This window comes from Zunongwangia pacifica (assembly GCF_023499215.1).
Classification (GTDB): Bacteria; Bacteroidota; Bacteroidia; order Flavobacteriales; family Flavobacteriaceae; genus Zunongwangia; species Zunongwangia pacifica.
In genome coordinates, this window is record NZ_JAKHSK010000013.1 from 1 (window position 1) to 22,094 (window position 22,094).

Sequence of the window (22,094 nt, forward strand, 5' to 3'; positions counted from 1 at the left end):
GCTTTGATAGCGGTGGTCAACAAACTTTTAAAGCAGGCCTTTGCTATTGCTACACAAAAAACCTATTACACCGAAAATAACTTAAATTTATCTTGTATATAAACACAGTTCATCTCGACCGAAGTGGAGAGATCTCTTGTGTACAGTATTTTTGAACATTAAGATTTCTCCGTTCCGTTACGCTTTAGTCGAAATGACATAGTTTTCTATTTACTTCTCGATACAATTTCTCTTCCCGATTGTTATCGGGACTCGAAATTACTCGAAGTGACACTTCAATATGGTTCATTACGAAACTGAACTATCTTGTTGATTTTTAAGAAATCGACAATTTGAAAATATTCGCTGGAATGTCAGGTCGAGTGGTTTTGTGCAGTGAAGCGAAGCAAAATTGTATCGAGACCTTAATCTGATAGAAGTTAGTGTAAAATAGAACCAAGACAAAAGAGCTAGGAATCAGGATTGAAAATGCTGGATTTTGAATGCATTTTAGCCAAAGGCTAATGGTTTATTACTGTAAATTTTTCTGGTTTTTAGATTGGCTATCACTTTTTGGAAAGTATTATCTGTCGTCATTCTGAACTTGTTTCAGAATCTCATAAGAGTGATGAGATCCCGGATCAAGTCCGGGATGACGGATTTCAAAAAATCTAGCAGCGAAGCGGTATAAATTCTATTTAAACTGCTTACTGCGACTGTTTACTGCCTACTGGACTACGTCATTCCCTTAATATCGTTGCTCCAGGTAGGGTAGGCGAAAATCATTGCTTTTAGGTCTTGGCAGGAAAGACCGCCACACATTGCCATTACAAACATATTAATCATTTCGCCGGCATCTGGACCCACCAGGTGAGCGCCAAGAACTTTTTCGGTTTTTTTATCTTTAATCACTTTAAACGCGTAGTGCTGATTGGCAATACGCTTGGAATTAAACCAACTGGGTACCGATTTGTGTTTTACCACATAATCAAAACCTCTTTCTTTCGCTTGCTGTTCTGAAAGTCCTACGGAAGCCACATTGGGCAGTGTAAACACTACCGAAGGTTGCGGCGGATAATGCGCTTCGGTTTTATTATATTTTCCTAAAAGGTTAGTGGAAACCACCCGTGATTCTTGAGAAGAGAGCGGCGTAAGCGGTAAACCTTCACTATCTGAAACATCTCCGCATGCATAAACACTTGGGTTGGTAGTACTTTGCAGATGCTCATTCACCGTAATTCCTTTATTGCTGAAGGCGACATTCCCTTTTTCCAATTCCAATTCGTCAATCGAAGGAACGCGACCGGCGGTATTAAAAACCAGTTCCGCTTTTGCTGAAACTTCTTTTCCATCTTTCGTTTCCGCAGTTACCCGAAGGTATTTTCTAAGCTTTTCTACTTTTGAAGCTTTCGCATTAAACATAAATTTGATGCCAATAGCTTCGGAAGCTTCGGTAAGATGCGCGACCATATCTTCATCAAAATTGGAAAGTGGTCTCGGCTCCGTATCAATCACGGTAACTTCTACGCCAAGTCGGGCGGCGATATGGGCAAATTCCATCCCAATGTAACCGGCTCCGATAAAAATCATCGATTCGGAGAGCTTTTCCAATTCCAGGAAATCGTCGCTATCTAGCATTAATTCGGTTCCCGGAATTTTTAGTGGCATTGTTTTATTTCCCGTGGCGATCACGATTTTCTTGGCCTTTACAGTTTTACCCTCTACCGAAAGCGTGTTTTCATCTAAAAATTTAGGTGATTGGTGATACATTTTGATATCGAGAGCCGCCAAATCTTTTTCGGTCGCTGCGGGAATAGCGCCGGTAAATTTGTATTTGAATTTCTGTAAATCTTCCCAGCTTACTTCCGGCATTTTAGAAATTCCCAATCCCAGCATATTTTGGGAACGCTCGATAATTTCGGTAATTCCTACCAAAACTTTTTTGGGGTCGCAACCGCGATTGGGGCAGGTGCCGCCGTACTCCCGATTATCGGCAATGGCGACTTTCCATCCCGCTTCAGCACAATCTTTGGCTACACCTTTCCCGGCAGTTCCGGTACCGATTACAAAAACATCAAATTCTTCTATTCCCATTTTTTTTATTTTAGATATTATATCGCTGCGCTGTTAGAATTTAGACAATTTGATAATGTGCTAATTTGAAAATGAATGAAATCTTTATTTTCAAATTTAGAGACAGTCAACTGCCGTTTTAAACATTGTCTTGATTCCTGATTCTTATTTCCTGTTTCGAGATATTCTATGGTCTATTTTCTCTTATCTCACGTCTCATTACTCAATTATAACTACTCGCTACTATTTAAATATACTTCACTACTCCGCCATCAACCCGTAAACTTGCTCCATTGGTAGCCGAGGAAAGTGGACTCGCAACATAAGCAATCATATTGGCGACTTCCTGCGGATCGGCAAATCGCTGGATTAACGAACTGGGGCGCTGAGTTTCAAAAAACTCATTTTCTATTTCCTTTTTGTCATTATTGTCGGCATCTACCATATCTTTTACACCTTCAGAATAGGTGGGGCCCGGTAATACGCTGTTTACGGTAACATTGGTACCTTTGGTGATTTCGGCAATTCCTCTTGAAATAGAAAGTTGTGCGGTTTTCGTCATTCCGTAATGAATCATTTCTACCGGAATATTCAACCCGCTTTCACTTGAAATGAAAATCACCCGTCCCCAATCCTGATCGAGCATTTTAGGCAGTAAAGCTTTGGTAAGCCGAACGCCGCTGAGCACATTTACTTCATAGAAATCTTTCCATTCTTCATCTGGAATTTCAAAAAAGTCTTTCGGATTAAAAATGCCGACATTATTGATAAGAATATCGACTTTACCAATTTTTTCGATTAGGAGATCGACCTCATCTTTTTTCGAAAAATCGCAGGCAATTCCAGAGATTTTAGTGTTTTTGATTTCGCTGTTTATACTTAAAATGGCTTTGTCTATGCTTTCTTGCGATCGCCCGTTAATAATCACTTCGGCACCTTCTTTTGCCAGGGTTTTCGCTGTGGCATAACCAATCCCTTTGGTTGATCCTGAAATAAATACTTTTTTGTCTTTTAACTGATAATCCATTTTGTCTTTTTTTAATTTAGGAATTAGATGTTAGACCGCTGCGCTGTTAGAATATAGATGATTTGATAATGTGCTAATTTGAAAATGAACGAAATGCTTACTTTTTATTTCCAAATTTAGAAACAGTCAACTGCCGTTTTAAACATTGTCTTGGTTCCTGATTCTTACTTCCTGTTTCAATATTCTCTTGTCTCTTATCTCACGTCTCATTACTCAATTCTAATTACTATTCCTTACTCTTCTTCACGGCCCAAACTTCATATTCCAGGTTTTTTATGAGAAAAAAGATAAATAACGCGTAAAGCATTTGTGTTCCGATCGCGCTCCAATCTTCTTTAAAGGCACATCCGGTAATGAGCAGCATTATAAAAATAGCTGCGGCGGCTAGTGTTTTTTTACTGAAAATGCCTAAAAAGACGAAAATCCCCAGCACCACTTCGATAAAAGGAATGGCATAAGCCACCATTTCTATTAAGGGTAATGGCAGCATTGTACCTTCAAAGCCTTGTGTGAGTCCGTTAGTAAAGGCTTCCAGTTTGGGAATCCGAACAAATCCGTGCAGGAAAAAGTTGATTCCCAGTGTTATCCTGGCCAATAAAAAAGCGAGCTGGTGGTTGGACATTGCAATTTTTTTTGAAATTACATTCTTTGAGACGGAATCCCTGTTATGGAAATTGTAAAATATTCAAATAGCGGTAAGATGATTTGTTGTCCGGAATTAGAAGTTCGACCGCTGCGCTGTTAGAATATAGATGATGTGTTAATGTGCTATTTGAAAATGAACGAAATACTTACTTTTTATTTCCAAATTTAGAAACAGTCAACTGCTGTTCTAAATATTGTCTTGATTCCTGATTCTTATTTCCTGTTTCAATATCTCTCCTCTATTTTCTATTGCTCCTTTTTATATTTATTTAAATTGGAATTCAAATCTTTCACTTTTCCATTCCAATAAGCTGAGCGCTAATTGCTGATAGCTTAGAGCTAATTCTATACGTTAAAAATATCATAGTCAGTTGTGAAGCTTTTCTTTTGCAATTATCTTTGCAGCAATGAGTACATCTACCATCGCCCAAAGTTTTGCACAATCCCCGCAACAGCAGGAATTGCGGGACGCTATTGCCGTTTCTGAAAAAAATACCGATAAAATTCATCTAAAAGGCCTTGTAGGCTCGTCACTTTCGTTTGTGGTGGCCAACGCGTTTAAAGAAGCCAAGCGTCCTTTTTTAATGATTTTAAACGATAAAGAAGAAGCCGCCTATTACCTAAACGATCTAGAACAATTAATTGGTGAAGACGATGTGTTGTTCTATCCCGGCAGTTACCGCAGGCCCTATCAAATTGAAGAAACCGACAACGCGAATGTTCTGTTGCGTGCCGAGGTATTAAACCGAATCAACTCACGCAAGAAACCGGCGGTGATTGTGACTTATCCCGATGCGCTGTTCGAAAAAGTGGTAACCCGAAAAGAACTCGATAAAAGCACGCTGAAGATTCACGTAAACGACGAACTTTCCATCGATTTTGTCAATGAAGTTTTGTTTGAATACAAATTCAAACGTGTAGATTTTGTTACCGAACCGGGAGAGTTTTCAGTACGCGGTGGGATTATTGATGTATTCTCTTTCAGTAATGATGAGCCCTACCGGATCGAATTTTTTGGGGATGAAGTGGATAGCATTCGGAGTTTCGATGTAGAGACGCAACTTTCTACCGATAAGGTGAAGAAAATCTCCATAATGCCGAATGTCGAGAACAAAAAACTCGATGAGGTTCGGGAGAGTTTCTTAAAATATGTCGCCGCAAATACATTGATATTCGTTAAAAATATCGACCTTTTTTCAGCACAACTCGATAAACTTTTTGAGAAAGCCGAAGAAGCTTTTCAAAAGATTTCAGGAGAAATCAAGCAAAGTGAGCCCGCTGCCCTTTTTTGTAATTCAGCATTAATCAATAAGCAATTAGTGGAATTTTCGGTGGCCGAATTGAGCAATCAGGCCTTTTTAAAACCGAAAAAAGAGATTGTTTATTTTGTGACTCCGCAACCCTCCTTCAATAAACAATTCGATTTATTGATTGAAAATCTTATTGAAAATCAGGAAAAAGGCTATACCAATTATATTTTCTGCGGGAGCGAGCAGCAGGCGAAGCGCTTTCACGATATTTTCGACGATCAGGAAAAGAAAGTAAAATACCAAACGGTGGTACTTTCCTTGTTTCAGGGATTTATTGACGAACAGGCGAAAAATGTTTGCTATACCGATCATCAGATTTTTGAACGTTACCATAAATTCAGCTTAAAAAATGGCTATGCCAAAAAGCAGGCGATAACGCTGAAAGAGCTCACCAATCTTACCGTAGGCGATTATGTTACCCATATTGATCACGGCATAGGGAAGTTTGGCGGACTTCAAAAAATTGATGTAGAAGGCAAGAAACAGGAAGCCATTAAACTGATTTATGGCGAGCGCGATATCCTGTATTTAAGCATTCATTCCCTACATAAAATTTCAAAATACAACGGTAAAGACGGGAAAGAACCTAAAATCTTCAAGTTAGGTAGCAATGCCTGGAAAAACCTGAAGAAAAAGACCAAAGCCCGCGTTAAACATATCGCCTATAATTTAATTGAATTATACGCCAAACGCCGCTTGCAGAAAGGTTTTGCTTACGGTCCCGATTCGTATTTGCAACACGAGCTGGAAGCGTCGTTTATTTATGAAGATACGCCCGATCAAAGTACTGCGACTGAAGCGGTGAAAAAAGATATGGAAAACGAGCGCCCAATGGACCGATTGGTTTGTGGGGATGTTGGTTTTGGAAAGACCGAAGTTGCCATTCGCGCCGCCTTTAAAGCCGTAGATAATGGGAAACAGGTAGCGGTGTTGGTGCCCACGACGATTTTGGCCTTTCAGCACCATCAAACATTTTCTGAGCGTTTAAAAGATTTGCCGGTAACGGTGGATTATTTAAACAGATTTAGAACCGCCAAAGAGCGCCGCGAAACGTTGGCCGATCTGGAAAGCGGTCGCGTAGATATTATTATCGGAACGCATCAGTTAGTCAACAAGTCCGTTAAATTTAAAGATTTGGGGCTGCTGATTGTTGATGAAGAGCAAAAGTTTGGTGTTGCGGTAAAAGATAAGTTGAAAACCATCAAAGAAAACGTTGATACGCTAACGTTAACGGCAACGCCAATTCCGCGTACGCTTCAGTTTAGTTTAATGGCAGCGCGGGATTTATCGACCATTACCACGCCTCCGCCTAACCGTTATCCGATTGAGTCGAACGTGATCCGTTTTTCCGAAGAAACCATTCGGGATGCAGTGTTGTATGAAATTCAGCGTGGTGGACAGGTATTTTTTATTCATAACCGAATCGAAAATATCAAGGAAGTTGCCGGAATGATTCAGCGCTTGGTTCCCGATGCGAAAGTAGGCATTGGTCACGGACAAATGGAAGGGAAGAAGCTGGAGAAGTTGATGTTGAGTTTTATCAACGGGGAATTCGACGTGCTGGTTTCGACCACCATTATCGAAAGCGGATTGGATGTCACCAACGCGAACACCATTTTTATTAATAATGCCAATAACTTCGGACTTTCAGATCTGCACCAAATGCGGGGTCGGGTAGGGCGAAGCAACAAAAAAGCTTTCTGTTATTTTATCACGCCGCCTTATTCTGCGATGACCGAAGAAGCGCGTAAACGAATGACGGCTTTAGAGCAATTTTCAGACCTGGGAAGCGGCTTCAACATTGCGATGAAAGATTTGGAAATCCGGGGTGCCGGAGATTTACTAGGTGGTGAGCAAAGCGGATTTATCAACGAAATTGGTTTTGATACCTATCAGAAAATTTTATCGGAAGCTATTGAGGAACTGAAAGAAAACGAATTTAAAGAACTGTATAACGAAGAAGATATTGAATATAAAGATTTTGTAAAAGAAACGCAAATCGACACCGATTTTGAGATTCTGTTCCCAGACGATTATATCAACAATATCGCGGAACGACTGAATTTATACACCAAGCTGAATGAACTAAAAACCGAAGAAGAATTAGAGAAATTTGAAGCCGAATTGGTGGATCGTTTTGGTGAATTACCGGTACCGGCAGTAGATTTGCTGAACAGTGTGAGAATCAAATGGATCGCTTCAAAAATCGGACTCGAAAAAATTATAATGAAACAAAATAAACTGATTGGATATTTTATTTCAGATCAGCAATCACGATTCTATCAAACAGCCAATTTCACCAAAGTCCTGCAATACGTGCAATCCCACCCGCAGGCCTGCAAAATGAAAGAAAAGAAAACCCGAAACGGTTTACGTTTACTATTGACGTTTGAAAAAATCAATTCAATTGAAAAAGCTTTAAAAGTATTGCAGCCTTTAGATTTTAGAAAGAAAAAGGAGGAAGTGGAAGAAGCTTAGATTTTTATAGTATTCGCTTTTTGTCAACTTAATCTTTTCACTTTAAAAATGTCATGCTGAACTTGATTCAGCATCTCATGCTGCTTAGGATGAGCCCCTGAATCAAGTTCAGGGTGACGAAAATTCACATATTATGATATAGCGGATATACAATGTGCTTAAGATTAATAACATCTAAACCATCATATCTCATATTTAAACTCAAACCCAATTTTATCCAAGTTTACCGAAGAAATTATTTTTCCTTTTGAAGGTCGATTTTGGTCATATTCGGGGGCTTTTATATTTCTGGATTTTGCTTCTTTGGTATAGTATTCATGTTTTTTAGGATGCTCGGGATAAGCGGCATTAAAAACAGTTCCGAATTCATCATTTTCGATGATTTTGGACAATAATTCAATACAATCTTCACGCTGAATTAAATTTGCCGGTGCATCGGCATTTTTGAGTCCGCTTTTATTAGAAAGCATCGTTACCGGATGCCGATCTTTACTAATTAAGCCGCCAAACCTTATCACGGTAGTTTCAAAGTTGGGGTTATCGCCTAATATATTTTCACAGGCAATTAGTTGCTTTGCAGCTTGTGAATTTCCATTCGGTTTATTTTCTTCAGTATATTCAGGAAAATTTTCCTCATCTTCAAAAACACTTGTTGAGCTTACAAAGATCACTTTTTGGATGCCCGATTTTTCAATGTAAGAAATGATATTGGTGATTTTTCCGGTAAAATCTGTTTCTGGATTTTTTCGTAATCCCGGCGGAATGTCGATAATCAGAATTTCAGAATTCGACAAAAAGGAACTCATATCACCCTGAATCCCGTTATCGTAAAGTTCGAGATGATAAGGGGTGATGCCTGCTGAAGAAAGTTCTTGCATTTTAGCAACCGTGGTGGTGGATCCTTTAATGGCATAACCATCTTCCATTAGTTTTTTTGCCAACGGAAAACCTAACCAACCACATCCTAATATTGAAATTTGCATATTTTTTTTAGATTTTGTTTGTTTTTTCTTTTTCCATTGCTGAAAAAGAAACAAAAAAGCTAGGCTTACAAAAATTGTCTGAAATTTATCGTTCGAATCCTAAATTTCAGGAACTCGACTACGTCTCAGACAGCCTGAAATTATTACGGATTTTTCACTTCAAATTTTTACACCAATTTTTGATAGGCCATTTTTTCAATTGGATATCTCTATTTGATGTACCAATTGAAATTGAAAATTTTATGCTTCTTGTTTGTATACCCAATCTTCAAACTGGCCTATTTTTAAAATTATTTTTCTCTTTTTTAATTTGTATGGCTACATCTATAGATCTTTTGCGATAGCTATTGGAACTATCAAGATACCGGTTTTATCAAATTCACCATTCAACATTTTTAATTCAATTTATCCTGTCTCCTGTCTCCTGTCTCTTGTCTCCTGTTTGAGACTGCTTACTGAATCTGGCAACTGCGACTGCTCCCTGTTATTGGTTCAACTTAATTCGTTTTTTATAAATCACCGCATCGTTTAACACAAATGGTTTTGGGATCATGGCTTCAGAACGTTTTGGTACATTAAGCTGCTCGTTTTCCAAAAGATCGTAGCTGGATTCATATAAAATGAATTCGGCCGACTTGTTCTTATCTAAACTAAAATTCATTCGCAGTGTATCTTTGCTGGAAATGTAATAGCTTAGCAAACGATTTTTCCATCTGCGCGTAAACATATTAAAGGATTCCTGCCCAAGTTTTACGTTTTCGGGTTGTAGTTCGTTGACTTCAAATTCGCTAAAATCGGTAATATTTTCAGTATAAATTTCTAATCGTTTGGCATCTCTATTTGGTGCGATTTTTAACGAATATTGAAATTCGTTATTAGTGCTATCAATTTTTTGAAGAATGATAGCAGGTTTTTCAATATCGATTTTTGGAGCGTCACTTCTCCAGGTAAAGCCAGAATGATATTTACTGCTGAATTTTGTTTCGGCATTCGTTAGCGTTACCGGTTCTTTTCCAAAATATTTTGAGGTCCATTCATCGGGCATGGTATCATAAGAATACCAGTTGGCTTTGTCTTCATCGGCATCATACAAATACACCAAACTGTTGGGTTTGGGTCTTTCCGCAGTAAATTCTGATGTAAAATGAGCATAAAACATAAAGGCATTAAAGCCTAAAAACAATAATACTGCGAGTAGGTCTTTTTTGCTGAAATAGCCAAAAACCGGTAAAAAAAGGCTAAACAATAAAATACTAAGAATGCCCGCAACAAATAACATTTTTAATCCTAGTGCCACCGGAAACATTGGGATAAAGGGAAACAAAATGAATACAGCGGGTAAACTTAAAATGGTATTTATAATTAAGTTCGGTTTTTTCTGGTGGATCATTAACAGCAACTGCATACATCCAAAATACGCCGGAATTATAAAATAAGACGCGCCTTTTAAACCAACAGCCAGTAGCGCGCAAATTAGTATCCAGAAAAATAAGGGCGCAACAAATTGGGAAGCCGTATCTTCTTCAGTATAAAACTTATGATATACAAAAAAAGCAACGGTTAAACTTAGCAATACTGCCGCGGTGATGTAGCTGTAGCCGTTATACGTAAAGCCTTGCAACATTTCTGAATATTCAGGATAAATGTAAAGGCAAAATTTCCAAAGTCCAAATACCAAAAGTCCCCCAATAATCAGACTTAAAAAATAAGGGATGAAACCTTTGAAAATGGATTTTACTTGAAGTTTCTTTTTGAAAATACCGTATCCTACTATTCCTAAAAATAAAATAAATGCCAAGATATTCATAGGCGTAATCCAGGCAAACGGATAAGTAATAAATTGACCAAAGGGGAGATTGAAATATAAAAGATCGCTATCTGAATGTAACTGATTGAGATCTGCATCCTGAAAATAATGGAGTAGGGGCATGAGGTAATCTCCCTGATGGGCTAAGGTTTCTAAATCCAGATTTTTAGGAACGTCATTCGCGGTATGATAATCGAAATGATCATCAATAAACGCAAAATTAAATCCGTTAATGTTTCCAAATTCCCTTAGAACGGTAAGATCTGTATCGTTTGGTAAAAGTTTATAAACACTGTATGCTAAAGAATTTGTGGTAGGGAAAGGAACCTGGGCTTCTTTAAAAGCTTTTATAAGTTTGGTGTTTCCGGCATTGGTTTCTAATAGCATAAAAGAACTACCACCGCTGCCACGGGCTTCGAAATTTAGGGCAAGTTTTACATCTTTTGCCCAGGGATGTTCTTTCACAAATAAGTCGGCCCCCATTAACCCAATTTCTTCAGCATCGGTAAATAAAATGATAATGTCGTTTTTAGGTGTATTCCCTTCAGCGATAAAAGCACGTACACCTTCCAGAATGGTAGCAACTCCGCTTCCTGCATCACTTGCACCATGAGAAGAATGTGGCTGGCTATCGTAATGCGTCATTAAAACCAGCGCATCACCGTCACCGCTTCCTTTAATTCGGGTTAAGATATTTTGTGGCCGGCTAAGTAGAGCCTCGTCGTTTAACACAAAATTTTCCTGCGTTTGTACTTCTAAACCTAGATTTTGCAGGTCGTTAACGATATAATTTCTTACCGTACTATGTGCTGCACTCCCCAGGTAATGTGCAGCTTCTCCTATTTTTTCTACATGCTGAAAAGCTTTGCTAACAGAGAATTCATTTTCAGGAACCTCTTCAGGAATTTCTGAAGGTTTAAGGCTATGATAACTTAACCAGCAACTAAAGCTTATAAGTAGTAAAGCAATTAAAGCTTGGAGATTTTTAGACATTAATACACATTTAGTTTTCTAAGAAATAAAGATACTATAGTTATAAAAACTAACCTGAAAAAATAGATTTCTTTAAAAAGATATTAAAATTGTTTATATTTAAATAATTAGTAATCAAAATCTTACAATTATGGGAATTAAAAGTTTTCAAGGCAGGCGTGCGGCTCCTGAAAAAATAGAGAGCGCACCAATTATGGTGAGTGATTATATGACAAGCTCATTAATTACTTTTAAAAAAGATCAATATGTTGCAGAGGTAATGGAAGCATTGCTTAAAAACAAAATTTCTGGAGCGCCAGTGGTAAATGATCGTTACGAGCTGGTGGGTATAATCTCTGATGCAGATTGTATGAAACAAATTTCAGAAAGTCGGTATTTTAATATGCCTATTGGCGATATGAAAATAGAAAATTATATGAGTACCGATGTGGCTGTGATCGATAAGAATCTAAGTATTTTTGATTGTGCACAATTGTTCTATAATAATAGTTATAGACGTTTTCCGGTTGTAGAGTACGGAAAACTAATTGGGATGATAAGCAGAAAAGATATTCTTTGTGCAGCGTTAAAATTAAGGGCTCAAAATTGGCATTGCTAGTTTCTTTTCACCAGTGCATAAAACTCCTCGTTGTCTAAAGGTAAATACCCCTGATTGTAAATAAAATAATACGTTTTCCCCGCCTGAGTGGTATATATACTGGTGAAATATTGAAAATTGAAACCCTCGGCCAGCAATTTTGTTTTGCTGGTTTTTGTTTTTTCTTCCGGGTTAAGTTTCTCTAGGATTCTATAATTTTTGCGCAAGATATTATTGATATTACGCATTAGGTTTTTGGTATCTTTATTAAGTTTATTATGATAAGAATTCCTGCAATAATCACTACAGAATTTTTTATCAACTCTACCAATAAGCTTTTCTCCACATTCTAAACAGTATTTATCCATCTTTCTTTATATATCTACATAAAATTTAATCAACTAAAAGTCAAATGCTTCGTTATCTTGTTGAAAAATAAAGCATATAATTTCAACCTTCTCCTAAAAGATCATACTGTAGTTTGTGGGGTAGCATTTTGAATTCTGTCTACAGTTTACCGAATCTTAATATTAATCAATTTATTACCTTAGTTTTAAGGTCACATAATGATCACCTAGAATATTTTATTCGAGAATCGAGATTAAATGCTCCGGTCTCGTCGCGATAACCATCGAGATTTGGGGATGCCTCGAAATAAAAAATGATTTACTATATTTTTTAAAAGTAGATTTGGGGAATAGTACTTTCTACTTTTGGTATTGGTTGATAACAATATTTTCGCTATCACCAATTATACTTTACATATTATTTGGGTTACTATAAAGGCTATAAAATTTCCTTTTGCCTTTTTTAGACTTCTATAAATAAGTTTAATTCTTTTTATCTATAAGTCTAGTCTTACCAACAATACTATGATATCTCGTTATAATCCAAGTAGCAACGCTTACAGATGCTTAATACCATAAAATTTATATCAATGATAAACTGGCAAATTCATTTTGTATTTCCTTCTAGGATATCGCGAGACTATTATTTATTTCAACGATTATTAAAAGCTCATACAATTTAATTTACGCTCATTATCGAGCTAGCTAATTTTTTGGCTAGCTTAAATTTACATAAAATATTGTTTTACAACTTAAAAGAAACTTACAATTTATTAATTTCAGCTTTTCTAATAGGCATGCTGTCGATTTTTTCGAAAAGTTCATCGGCAGGTATAAATTCTTTCTTTCGCATTTTCGTACCCCCGTCCAGACCAATTAATATAAGTTCGAAGCCCGTATTCGATTTTTTGAACTTTTCATAGAAATTATCTCCTTTATTCCAATCTGGAGCATCGCTAATCCCAGTAGCATATTTTTTTGGAGTTACCTGATAGACCACAATTTTGCGATCTTCTAACTCTTCTTCTTTATCCCTAAATTCTCCCAGCTGCTGCTTAAAATCGCTATTTTCGATAGAATTGGTAAGCATTAAGACCAAGCGGTTCTCCCAAAGGTAAGAATCGTTATCCTGTGCGTTCATATTTCCTAAAGCCATAATACTTAAAATTGTGATTGATAAAAATTTCATGGCTAAAAGTAGAAATGATTATTATAGACTAGTTTTAATTAGTTGTTAAAGAGTATGTTATTTAACTAATTTTAGAAATGATTTTCAGCAAATTTGATTTTATTTAACGAAGCAGGCGAAGCCGTTATCGAAGTTCATTAAAATAAGTGGTGATTTTTAAATTTTATTCTAGTCCTTAAATTGAATATCATGAAATATGTAAAATTATTAGTCTTTGTATTGCCCATATTATTCAGCTCTTGTTATAAGGATATGGATGATCGTCTACAAAGACAGGAAAATACACCAGACCCTATAGACGATAACCAATTTATTACTAAAGAAGGAGAAGTTTTTGCTACAGGATTGGAATGTACGGGTACTGGCGCTTATTCTACAGGAGGGCATTTTATTTTAGAAGATCTAGATATCCCTGAAGATTTACCCATCGAGTATGATCTTTCTGAATTTTTACCACCGATTGGCGATCAGGGACAGTTGGGATCTTGTTCTTCCTGGGCAGTAAGCTATTATTTAAAGTCTTTACAGGAGCATATAGAAAGTGGTGCACCCTATTCTTTAGCGACAATATTTAGCCCATCCTTCACCTACAATCAATTAACTATGGGAGCCTGTGGTGGTACCAGCATTGCAGAAACTTTAGATCTTGTACAGGAAGTTGGTGTTTGCTCTTTAGAACTTTTCCCTTACGACGATAGTGGGTGCTCAGAACAACCAAACGAAACACAAATAGCGCAGGCAGCTAGGGCGAGGATTTCAGAATTTAGAAGTTTAAGTGGAGAAAACATGATTGCTGAAATGAAAACATTGCTTTTACAACAACAGCCTATTGTAATTGGAGCTTACTTATCTTCAGAATTTGGTAAAATAGATCGTTTGGGGCTTACTGCCTATCGTGAACATGCGGTCGATTATGAAAATGGTGATTGTCATGCAATGCTGGTGGTGGGATATTCAGATGAATATGATGCTTTTAAAGTGGTAAACTCCTGGGGAGAAAATTGGGGATCAGATGGTTTTGTGTGGATCGATTATGCCGCTTTTGAAAATGTAACTGACGTGAGTGCTAATTTCAGAGTGATTAACAATGCTTATATCGCTTACGATTTGGTAGCCGAACCACAGGTTTAACTACGCTTAGGTGTATATAACTATAATCTTGTATTCAGGTTTTATTATGAAACGGCCGCAATTGAAGCTCCCGCGGCTGCAGATTTTAAACGGTTGTTAATTAAATAAACACTGATGGCGATTATCAGGTTAAAATCTTCATGTTCCTGATCATCTTCGGTACTCAAGAGAAAATCAGGATAAAATTTTTTCCAATTTCTCTTTGCATGAATTCTAAGCACTGAACTTTCGTTAGCTTTTACGACAAACTTAGTATGCCAAAAGCTTTCTTGGTAAAGATGATAATTCTTTTCAGTTTTACTTTTAGCTTTAAGGCTTATGACCGAATCTTGTTTCCAGTTCAGTTTAATGCTTCCAATTTCAAGTCCGTTTTTTAAAATGATAAAGGTATTTTGCCAAAAGCCTTTCGCTTTAATTTTAAATTGTTTTCCCAGATATCGAATTTCAGCATTATTGGACCACCATCTTGGATAGTAAAGCTCTAAAATAATTTTGTGATTTTCGAGAAACTGAAATTTACGTTGATTGATGACTTTTATTTCCATATTCAAAAATGATAATTTGCCTGGTGATGAATTGGGAAGTTACAAGAATTTGCTATAAAACAGTATTTATTCGCTTCATGATGCAGTTTTTCAGCTTTTTCTAGCATGGTTTTATCAGCTAAGGTAATTTCCGGATACAGTGTTACTTCGGTAAATTTACCACTGCCATCTTTATTTTCGATCATCTTACCTTCCGGTCGATCTTCGTACCCTAATACTATAATTTTGTTGCTGGCACAAAGGTGAAGATACCAAAGCATGTGGCAGGAAGCGATGGACGCCAGTAAAAGTTCTTCTGGATTATATAGTTCTGGATTGCCTAAAAATGCAGGATCTGAAGAGCCTTGTATCGGTGTTTTTCCTTTTGCATGAAAAGTGTAATCCCTGTCGTAATCTTTGTAGCTCTTGGTCCCGATGCCTTTATTACCGGTCCAGTTGAGGTTGATAGTGTAGTTATGGGTTTTCACGTATGGTAATTATTTAAACTTTTGCACAATCAAACTTTTTATGTTTAAATTCTGAAAATTACATGCTAGATGAGATTCCGTGTCAAGCACGGAATGACGATATTAAAGTCTAAAATACAAAAAGCCGGTAAATCTTAGATCTACTGGCTTTTCTATTTTTTGAATTCAGGAGAAATTATCTTCTTCTTTCCGGCATTTCTATTTTAAATTCTTTTGGATGCTCGGCGCCCATAAGATTTTCAACAAAATAATCCCATCTTCTTCGCGTCATATAATAACTATCGGTCCCATAACCATGACGTGCATTTGGGAAAATGATTAAATCAAAATCTTTATTCGCTTTAATTAAAGCATCGATCACTAAATACGAATTATAAGGGGGAACATTGTCATCTAAATTACCATGAGCGATTAACAAATCTCCCTGAAGGTTCGCAGCATTGTACTGGTTGGCCTGTAGCTCATAATTTGTTTTTCCGTTTTCGGTCTCTTCTATAAGTCCGATATAACGCTCGCCCCAGTCGTCCTCGTAGTTTCTGTTATCGTGGTTTCCAGATTCAGATATCCCTACTTTATAAAATTCAGGATAAGAAAACATGGCATCTGCAGTGGCAAATCCACCACCAGAATGTCCCCAAACCCCCACACGGTCTAAATCCATATAAGGGTATTTTTTAGCTAACTGTTTTAGTCCGCTTATCTGGTCTTCCAACGTATTGTCTCCCATATTTCCGTAGCATGCATCGTGGAACGATTTAGATCGACCAGGATTACAGCTACCATCGATGATTACCACGATAAAACCAAGTTCTGCCAACGACTGGTGGTCACCACGGGAAGGGTAGAAGGCACGAGGGCCAACACCACCACCTTGCGGGCCGGGATAAATGTAGTTTATTACGGGATATTTTTTAGATTCATCCAGATTTGTGGGCGTAAACATGAGTCCGTATAAATCCCATTGTTCATCGGCAGACTTCACTTTTATTGGTTTAGGAGCCTGCCAGCCTATGGCTTCTAAGCGGGAAATATCTGCTTTTTCAAGATCCATTATTTTTCGGCCTTTACTATCCCTAAGTACTGCAACATTGGGAACGTTAGGCTGTGAATAATTATCAACAAAGTAGTTGTTGTCAGGGGATAGGGAAACGCTATGTGTGCCGTTTTCCGGAGTTAAAAGTTTTAATCCTTTACCATTAAAGTTTATGCTATAAAAATAACTAAAGTAAGGATCGTGACCTTCTTCTTTTCCCTGTGCATAAAAGTAGAGTTTTCTTTTGTCTTGGTCTACTTCAACTAAACTGGTCACTACAAAATCCCCTTTTGTGATTTGGTTTCTTAGCTCTCCGCTTTCCAGATCATAAAGATATAAATGCCCCCAATCATCACGTTCAGAATACCAGATAATTTCATCAGATTCTGGTAAGTAATGCCAGTTAATAGTGCCTTGTCCCGATTCGAATTGGGTGGCTACTTCTTCCGTTAAAATATCTCTCACTTCTCCGGTTTCAGCATCAGCTACTCGAAGGGTTACTTTCTTGTGATCTCTGGAAACCGAAGCAAAAGCTAAGGTCTCTGAGTCTGGTGCCCATTCGTTATCACCAAAGCTGCCATCGCAGGCAATGTCGTCGCAAAGAGTTCCACGTCTTGCATCTGCCGGAATGTTTAGTTTAGTGATCTCGTTATCTTCTGTATCGATAATTACACGTTCAATTTTAATGATGGCGGAATCCTGCGGAATTGGATATTTCCATTCTTCAAGTTTTGGTTCTCCAACTTTAGTCTCTACCAAGTACATATCGCTAACATGACGCTGATCTTGTTTAAAAGTGGCAATCTTTTTAGAATCTGGACTCCAAAGCACAATAGGTTTGTCACTATGTTTCCACCCTGCATTATCGGTAGCATAACCATAATTTTTCTCGCCATCTTTGGTAAGTTGTGTTTCTTCACCCGTTTTGTTGTCTCGCATCCAAAGATTCCAGTCTTTAATGTACACTACTTTAGAACCATCTGGAGAAGCAACCTCTGTCCATGATCCTCTTTGCTGATTTTCTGATGGATTTCCAATTAATTCTTCCAGAGAATTGGACGTTTGCTTTGATTTTTTCTTTGGATCTACAAGCACATATTGGCGGTCTCCATTAACCCGAATATCATACCAGAAACTACCATTTTTTAACCAGTTAGGGCTTACGTTGCTTTTATCAACCAAGGGGTAGGTATTAAAGCCAAGAAATTTTGTGGCCTGTTCGTAATCTTGGGTGGTTAATTTTTTTGGGGACTGTTGTGCCATTCCCGAAACAGAAATGCTAAGTGCACAAAGAAGGGTAACTATTTTTCTCATTATGAATACTTGCTTTAGGGTTCAATTTAAAAAGAATTTTTCAATACGTCCTGTAGAATTATTTCTGTAAGTAGGTTAAGATTATTAGTTCACCAGAAATTGTAAATATCAAACAGTTTAGTTTGTAATAAGCACATAAAACGATTTAACTTCCTGGCGTATAGTTAGGGGTAGAAATAGAAATTTTACATTCAGGACAAAAAAGTGAAATGCCAGGAAGTTAATCTGATAATTTAGACTAGGGAAAAACTAAATGGTTTAACGTGATTTGTTTTTTAACATTTCAGCTTCGTTAATTATCTGTTTTGGGAAGTTGTAGAGCGCCAAGATCTTTATCGCATTTTTAGTTTTAAGCGGCCCTTCTTTTAGCTTGTGATCAAAAATTAATTCCTGGTTTTGAATACTTTCACTAAAATGATAGCGCTCAAAATCGTTTTTCGTCAGCATTTCGGTAAGTTCAATATCATGGGTAGAAACCATCACTATATTTTGTGAGGTATTTAAATAGGATAAAATAGATTTTCCGGCTGCGATACGTTCTTCGGTATTCGTTCCTTTAAAAATCTCGTCTAACACAAACAACTTAGGGATGTCTTCTTTAGATGCATCTAGGAGCTTTTTAATTTGCAAGACCTCTTCCAGATAGTAGCTGGTGTTTTCACTTAGATTATCGGTAATTCTTATTGAAGAATATAATTTTAGAAACGGAGCCGTAAAATGTTCAGCAAAACATCTATTGAGCGTCTGGGCCAACAAGGTATTTATGGCGACTGTTCTTATAAAAGTGCTTTTTCCAGACATATTGCTGCCGGTAAGTAGCATGCTTTTTTCTGAAAGCTGTAAGTCGTTAGGAACACAATCGTTGATTAATGGATGCCGAATTTCATTGAATCTGATCTCTTTTTTATTGCTGAAGTTAGGCTGGCATGTGTAATCTTGATATTCAGTTTTGATAGATGCCACTGCAATTGCCGAATCGATCTCGCCTAAATACCGAAAAAGTTTTTCTATATCGTTTCTTTTATGCTGAATGTCCTCTAGAAAGCTGAAAAATAACAAGATTTCGATATTAAAAGTGATTTTTAATACTTCAAATAAAAACCACCCCAAAAAGGCAAATTCATCATTGATCTTATTTTCGAAACTAATTAGCGAGGTTTTAAACTGAATTTTTTGAACAGACCGTAGATAAGACAGATCCTTAAAATAGCTTTTAATATTATCGAAATTCGATATTTTGTTTCCTGATTTTATAGCAATGCTAAGCTGATGGACCGCATTTAGATAATAGTTGAGGTTGTTTTTGTTGCGATAATGCAATACCATATTGGCCATAAAAACCGGAAGGATAAGCAGGAATAATATGGGATAAAAGAAACCGCCAACCAAGCTAAAAATGGCTAAAGCACTAAGAATAAATACCCAAACGATCCATTTGGGACGGTACATGGGTTCATCTGTAATTAACCTAACAAAATCGTATGCATTGTAATGGTTCATTTTCGATAATTGCGACTGGATTTTTAAGCGATCATTTTCATCTTCTAAAAATGTATCTGAAAATGTCGAAAATCGCTTTAATTGCGCTTGACTGTTAATATTCCGAAGGTGATTATAAAAATATTGTTGTCCGGGTTTGGAAGTGGTTCGATCTAAAAGCGTGAAAAGCGCTTCGAGATCCAGATCTTTTGCCGTTTGATCGTTAATTTGATGAAAATCGCCAATATGAAGCTGGGCGTTACAATAACTTTTAATCTGATCGAAATTAAATTTTTCGTTTTTGGCTTTTGCCCAGTTTTCTTTAAGGTTTTTTATATGATTTCTTTCAGATCTTTTCTTTAAGAACCGAACCAGTAAGAAAAGGGCAATCCCGAATATGGCAAGGAAATAATACAGCTGCATTAAGAAAATTTATTGACAAGATAGCCAATAATTGAAGCTAATCCTATCCAAAAAATAATGCCGTAAATGATTAGTTCATTGGCTTGTTTTACTCGATAATCGAGATTAAACGCTCCGAGGTTTGCCTCAAAATAAAGATGATTTTCTAACAAATGTCTTGTAAACTTGCCAATAGGTCGTCCACTTTAGTACCGTAGCCATATTTTTTAAAACGTTCTAACTCTGATTGGCTAAAATCATCTGTAGACTTATATCGTGCTCTTGGAGTAGTAAAAGGCAAAATGAAAAACCGTAGACATTCACTATTGCTTAAGTTTGCTTTTGCGCGTTTTCTTTTATTTTCTTCTTCTAGATTCATTTAATAGAATTGGCTAATTTAATATGCTCAAAAATTCTTCCTGTTTAGATGGTCGCGGAGAGTTAGTGGAAAGAATAATACTATCGTTCTTAATAACAGTGTACTTAGGGATAGAATATCTATTTTTGGTTTTACCTAATTGCAGAAAAACACGGGCTAAATTTGATTTTTTAAAGTCGGCAAAACGATAATGTTGTTCTTTATTCGTGTAATCTTCAAGCTGATTTACCGTTTCTTCCCATTTTTCCAGATCCTCGTCGACAGAGATATACACGGTAGAAATATCATTTTCCTTTAGCATCGGGTTATACTCATCAGACTTTTGAATTTCAGCAATACAAGGGCCGCACCAACTAGCCCAATGATCTATTAATTTAAATTTTGAAGGATCATTCTTAAAAATATCCTTCAGTTTTATCGAATCTCCATGATTTTCTTTTTTTAGGTTTGATACTTCGTTAAAGAGACCGGTATGAACTAAAAGATTAAAATATTTAAAGTTATAGGGAGCATCTGTTTTACCAATTAAAATGGCTTTAGCGCTAGTTGTATCAATTGTTTTGTATTGTAGGGTAGGAATAGGCTCTTCTTCTAAAGAAGCGCTTTCAGCTAAATTTTTATCCGAATTTTTGCAGGAAGCACAAAGAATAATAATAAAGGGGATGAGGTAATGATGATTTTTGAATGACATGTTTCATTTTATGTCTAAAAGTTAGTGTTTTTATACAAGAATGTTGAGATTTCCAATAGATTTTTATTCAATTCGATTTCAATGTTTTCTTGTAAAAGTGGGAGATCGTCAAAGTTGGGCGTTTCGATTAAAACCACTTCTAAAACTGAATAATCTGGCATTTCCATGCGATTTTTATTCCATTTTGTTTCCTTCAAGAATGTCCAGTATTTTTTCTGAATTTCAGCAGTATTACCCAAAAGCCAAAGTTCAAATCGCATTTCGAGGTGGTTTAAGACCAATCCGAATTTTAGTTTTTTGCTTTTCAGAAAATCATTAGAAAAATAGAAATACGTATAATCCAGATAGCCATGCAAAATTCCGGTAACCGAATAATCAAAAGAAGAATCTCGCTTAAGATCAGTCCTAAGTTTCATAACGAATGAAACCAGTTCTTTGTAAGCAATAAGAATATCGCCTTTTTGAAGCTGAGCCTGGTAACTGGCGATATAATCGTTTAGATTTTTCATAAAAAGGAAATTGTCCTGCTAAAATAATCTTTTGACGAAAAGACCAACTCTTCTAAAAACATTCATTTTCTTTACAATCACGACTTCTCCCATTAGTAAAGTTTCCATTTTTAGCTCGATGTTTAAACTTGTAGATTTCGCATCGACATTTATAATCTTGTTTTCATAACCAATAGACGTAAACTCTAATTTGAGATTATTTGCGGTAGTTTTTTCAGCTAGGATAATTTTAAAATTTCCATCAAAATCGGTTTGCGTTACAATTTTAGAATCTATGAGCTTAATGTGTACGCCAGGAATAGGAAGATCGTCTTCATCGATCACGGTGCCAGAAATTATAATACTATCTTTAGCTGAAATTGAATGTTTTTCTTCGGAATTTTTTTCTGAAGATTTCTCTAGTTGTTCGGTTTTAGTTGAAGTTTTTTGAGCATTTGCCGGCGCAGCGATTGCCAGAACTGAAGTAAATCCTGCCGCTACAGCTAGTTGTTTCCAGTTGCTTTTAGAGTTGTTAGATTTTAAATCATGAGAAAGCTGAGATTGTTTAAATCTGCCACAAATTTTTTGTCCTTTTTTTATTTTCTCAAATAACTCAACCTCGGCAGTTTTGGTGAAATCGATCACTTCCTTTTTACAAACCTGGCAGAATTTTCCTTGCTGAGAAACCATCATGTGTTCCCAATTTTCACCACAGGCTTTAGGAATTTCAATAGAGATTTTCATAGTTTTCAATTTG

17 protein-coding genes and 1 pseudogene are annotated in these 22,094 nt (G+C 36.6%); 3 read left to right on the forward strand and 15 right to left on the reverse strand.

Annotated elements, in window-relative coordinates; translation table 11 throughout:
- Nucleotides 1-714: 714 nt before the first annotated feature.
- The 3 genes from L1967_RS10375 to L1967_RS10385 form a co-directional block, all read right to left on the reverse strand.
- A complete protein-coding gene (locus L1967_RS10375; RefSeq protein WP_249601559.1) occupies nt 715-2,073 on the reverse strand; it encodes a dihydrolipoyl dehydrogenase family protein in 1,359 nt (452 codons plus the stop codon).
- 226 nt (nt 2,074-2,299) lie between these two features.
- Complete coding sequence (locus L1967_RS10380; protein ID WP_249601560.1) at nt 2,300-3,079, reverse strand: SDR family NAD(P)-dependent oxidoreductase; 780 nt, start codon at nt 3,077-3,079, stop codon at nt 2,300-2,302.
- 226 nt (nt 3,080-3,305) lie between these two features.
- Nucleotides 3,306-3,701, reverse strand: a complete 396-nt coding sequence (locus L1967_RS10385) for a DoxX family protein (RefSeq protein WP_249601561.1) — start codon at nt 3,699-3,701, stop codon at nt 3,306-3,308.
- Nucleotides 3,702-4,131: 430 nt separating this feature from the next.
- Between L1967_RS10385 and mfd the strand changes: the two genes are divergently transcribed.
- On the forward strand, nt 4,132-7,512 hold the full coding sequence (gene mfd / locus L1967_RS10390; protein ID WP_249601562.1) for a transcription-repair coupling factor: 3,381 nt from the start codon (nt 4,132-4,134) through the stop codon (nt 7,510-7,512).
- Nucleotides 7,513-7,694: 182 nt separating this feature from the next.
- On the opposite strand, the gene L1967_RS10395 is transcribed toward mfd, so the two are convergent.
- Both L1967_RS10395 and L1967_RS22470 read right to left on the reverse strand, forming a co-directional pair.
- Nucleotides 7,695-8,495, reverse strand: coding sequence for an NAD(P)H-binding protein (locus L1967_RS10395; protein WP_249601563.1), 801 nt, complete (start codon nt 8,493-8,495; stop codon nt 7,695-7,697).
- Nucleotides 8,496-10,434: 1,939 nt separating this feature from the next.
- Nucleotides 10,435-11,295 (reverse strand): annotated as a pseudogene (locus L1967_RS22470) (M20/M25/M40 family metallo-hydrolase); the annotation flags it as partial.
- A gap of 130 nt (nt 11,296-11,425) precedes the next feature.
- Between L1967_RS22470 and L1967_RS10405 the strand changes: the two are divergent.
- Nucleotides 11,426-11,893, forward strand: a complete 468-nt coding sequence (locus L1967_RS10405; RefSeq protein ID WP_249601565.1) for a CBS domain-containing protein — start codon at nt 11,426-11,428, stop codon at nt 11,891-11,893.
- Here L1967_RS10405 and L1967_RS10410 read toward each other — a convergent pair.
- Both L1967_RS10410 and L1967_RS10415 read right to left on the reverse strand, forming a co-directional pair.
- Nucleotides 11,890-12,240: a hypothetical protein gene (locus tag L1967_RS10410; protein WP_249601566.1), complete on the reverse strand. Its 351-nt coding sequence runs from the start codon at nt 12,238-12,240 to the stop codon at nt 11,890-11,892. The two genes, L1967_RS10405 and L1967_RS10410, sit on opposite strands and share 4 nt — an antisense overlap.
- Nucleotides 12,241-12,982: 742 nt before the next feature.
- A complete protein-coding gene (locus tag L1967_RS10415; RefSeq protein ID WP_249601567.1) occupies nt 12,983-13,408 on the reverse strand; it encodes a DUF4174 domain-containing protein in 426 nt (141 codons plus the stop codon).
- A 189-nt stretch (nt 13,409-13,597) separates the two neighbouring features.
- Between L1967_RS10415 and L1967_RS10420 the strand changes: the two genes are divergently transcribed.
- A complete protein-coding gene (locus tag L1967_RS10420; protein ID WP_249601568.1) occupies nt 13,598-14,539 on the forward strand; it encodes a C1 family peptidase in 942 nt (313 codons plus the stop codon).
- 44 nt (nt 14,540-14,583) lie between these two features.
- On the opposite strand, the gene L1967_RS10425 is transcribed toward L1967_RS10420, so the two are convergent.
- The 8 genes from L1967_RS10425 to L1967_RS10460 all read right to left on the reverse strand — a co-directional run bounded on the left by L1967_RS10425 (nt 14,584) and on the right by L1967_RS10460 (nt 22,081).
- On the reverse strand, nt 14,584-15,084 hold the full coding sequence (locus L1967_RS10425; RefSeq protein ID WP_249601569.1) for a hypothetical protein: 501 nt from the start codon (nt 15,082-15,084) through the stop codon (nt 14,584-14,586).
- 2 nt (nt 15,085-15,086) lie between these two features.
- Entirely contained in the window at nt 15,087-15,551 is a 465-nt protein-coding gene (locus L1967_RS10430) for an OsmC family protein (RefSeq protein WP_249601570.1), read from the reverse strand.
- Nucleotides 15,552-15,726: 175 nt separating this feature from the next.
- Complete coding sequence (locus L1967_RS10435; protein ID WP_249601571.1) at nt 15,727-17,898, reverse strand: S9 family peptidase; 2,172 nt, start codon at nt 17,896-17,898, stop codon at nt 15,727-15,729.
- Between the two features lie 258 nt (nt 17,899-18,156).
- Nucleotides 18,157-19,800: a MutS-related protein gene (locus tag L1967_RS10440; RefSeq protein ID WP_249601572.1), complete on the reverse strand. Its 1,644-nt coding sequence runs from the start codon at nt 19,798-19,800 to the stop codon at nt 18,157-18,159.
- A gap of 145 nt (nt 19,801-19,945) precedes the next feature.
- Complete coding sequence (locus tag L1967_RS10445; RefSeq protein WP_249601573.1) at nt 19,946-20,158, reverse strand: hypothetical protein; 213 nt, start codon at nt 20,156-20,158, stop codon at nt 19,946-19,948.
- A 13-nt stretch (nt 20,159-20,171) separates the two neighbouring features.
- Complete coding sequence (locus L1967_RS10450; protein ID WP_249601574.1) at nt 20,172-20,849, reverse strand: TlpA family protein disulfide reductase; 678 nt, start codon at nt 20,847-20,849, stop codon at nt 20,172-20,174.
- Nucleotides 20,850-20,863: 14 nt separating this feature from the next.
- A complete protein-coding gene (locus tag L1967_RS10455; RefSeq protein ID WP_249601575.1) occupies nt 20,864-21,358 on the reverse strand; it encodes a DUF7000 family protein in 495 nt (164 codons plus the stop codon).
- Nucleotides 21,359-21,376: 18 nt separating this feature from the next.
- Nucleotides 21,377-22,081, reverse strand: coding sequence for a carboxypeptidase-like regulatory domain-containing protein (locus L1967_RS10460; RefSeq protein WP_249601576.1), 705 nt, complete (start codon nt 22,079-22,081; stop codon nt 21,377-21,379).
- Nucleotides 22,082-22,094: the final 13 nt, after the last annotated feature.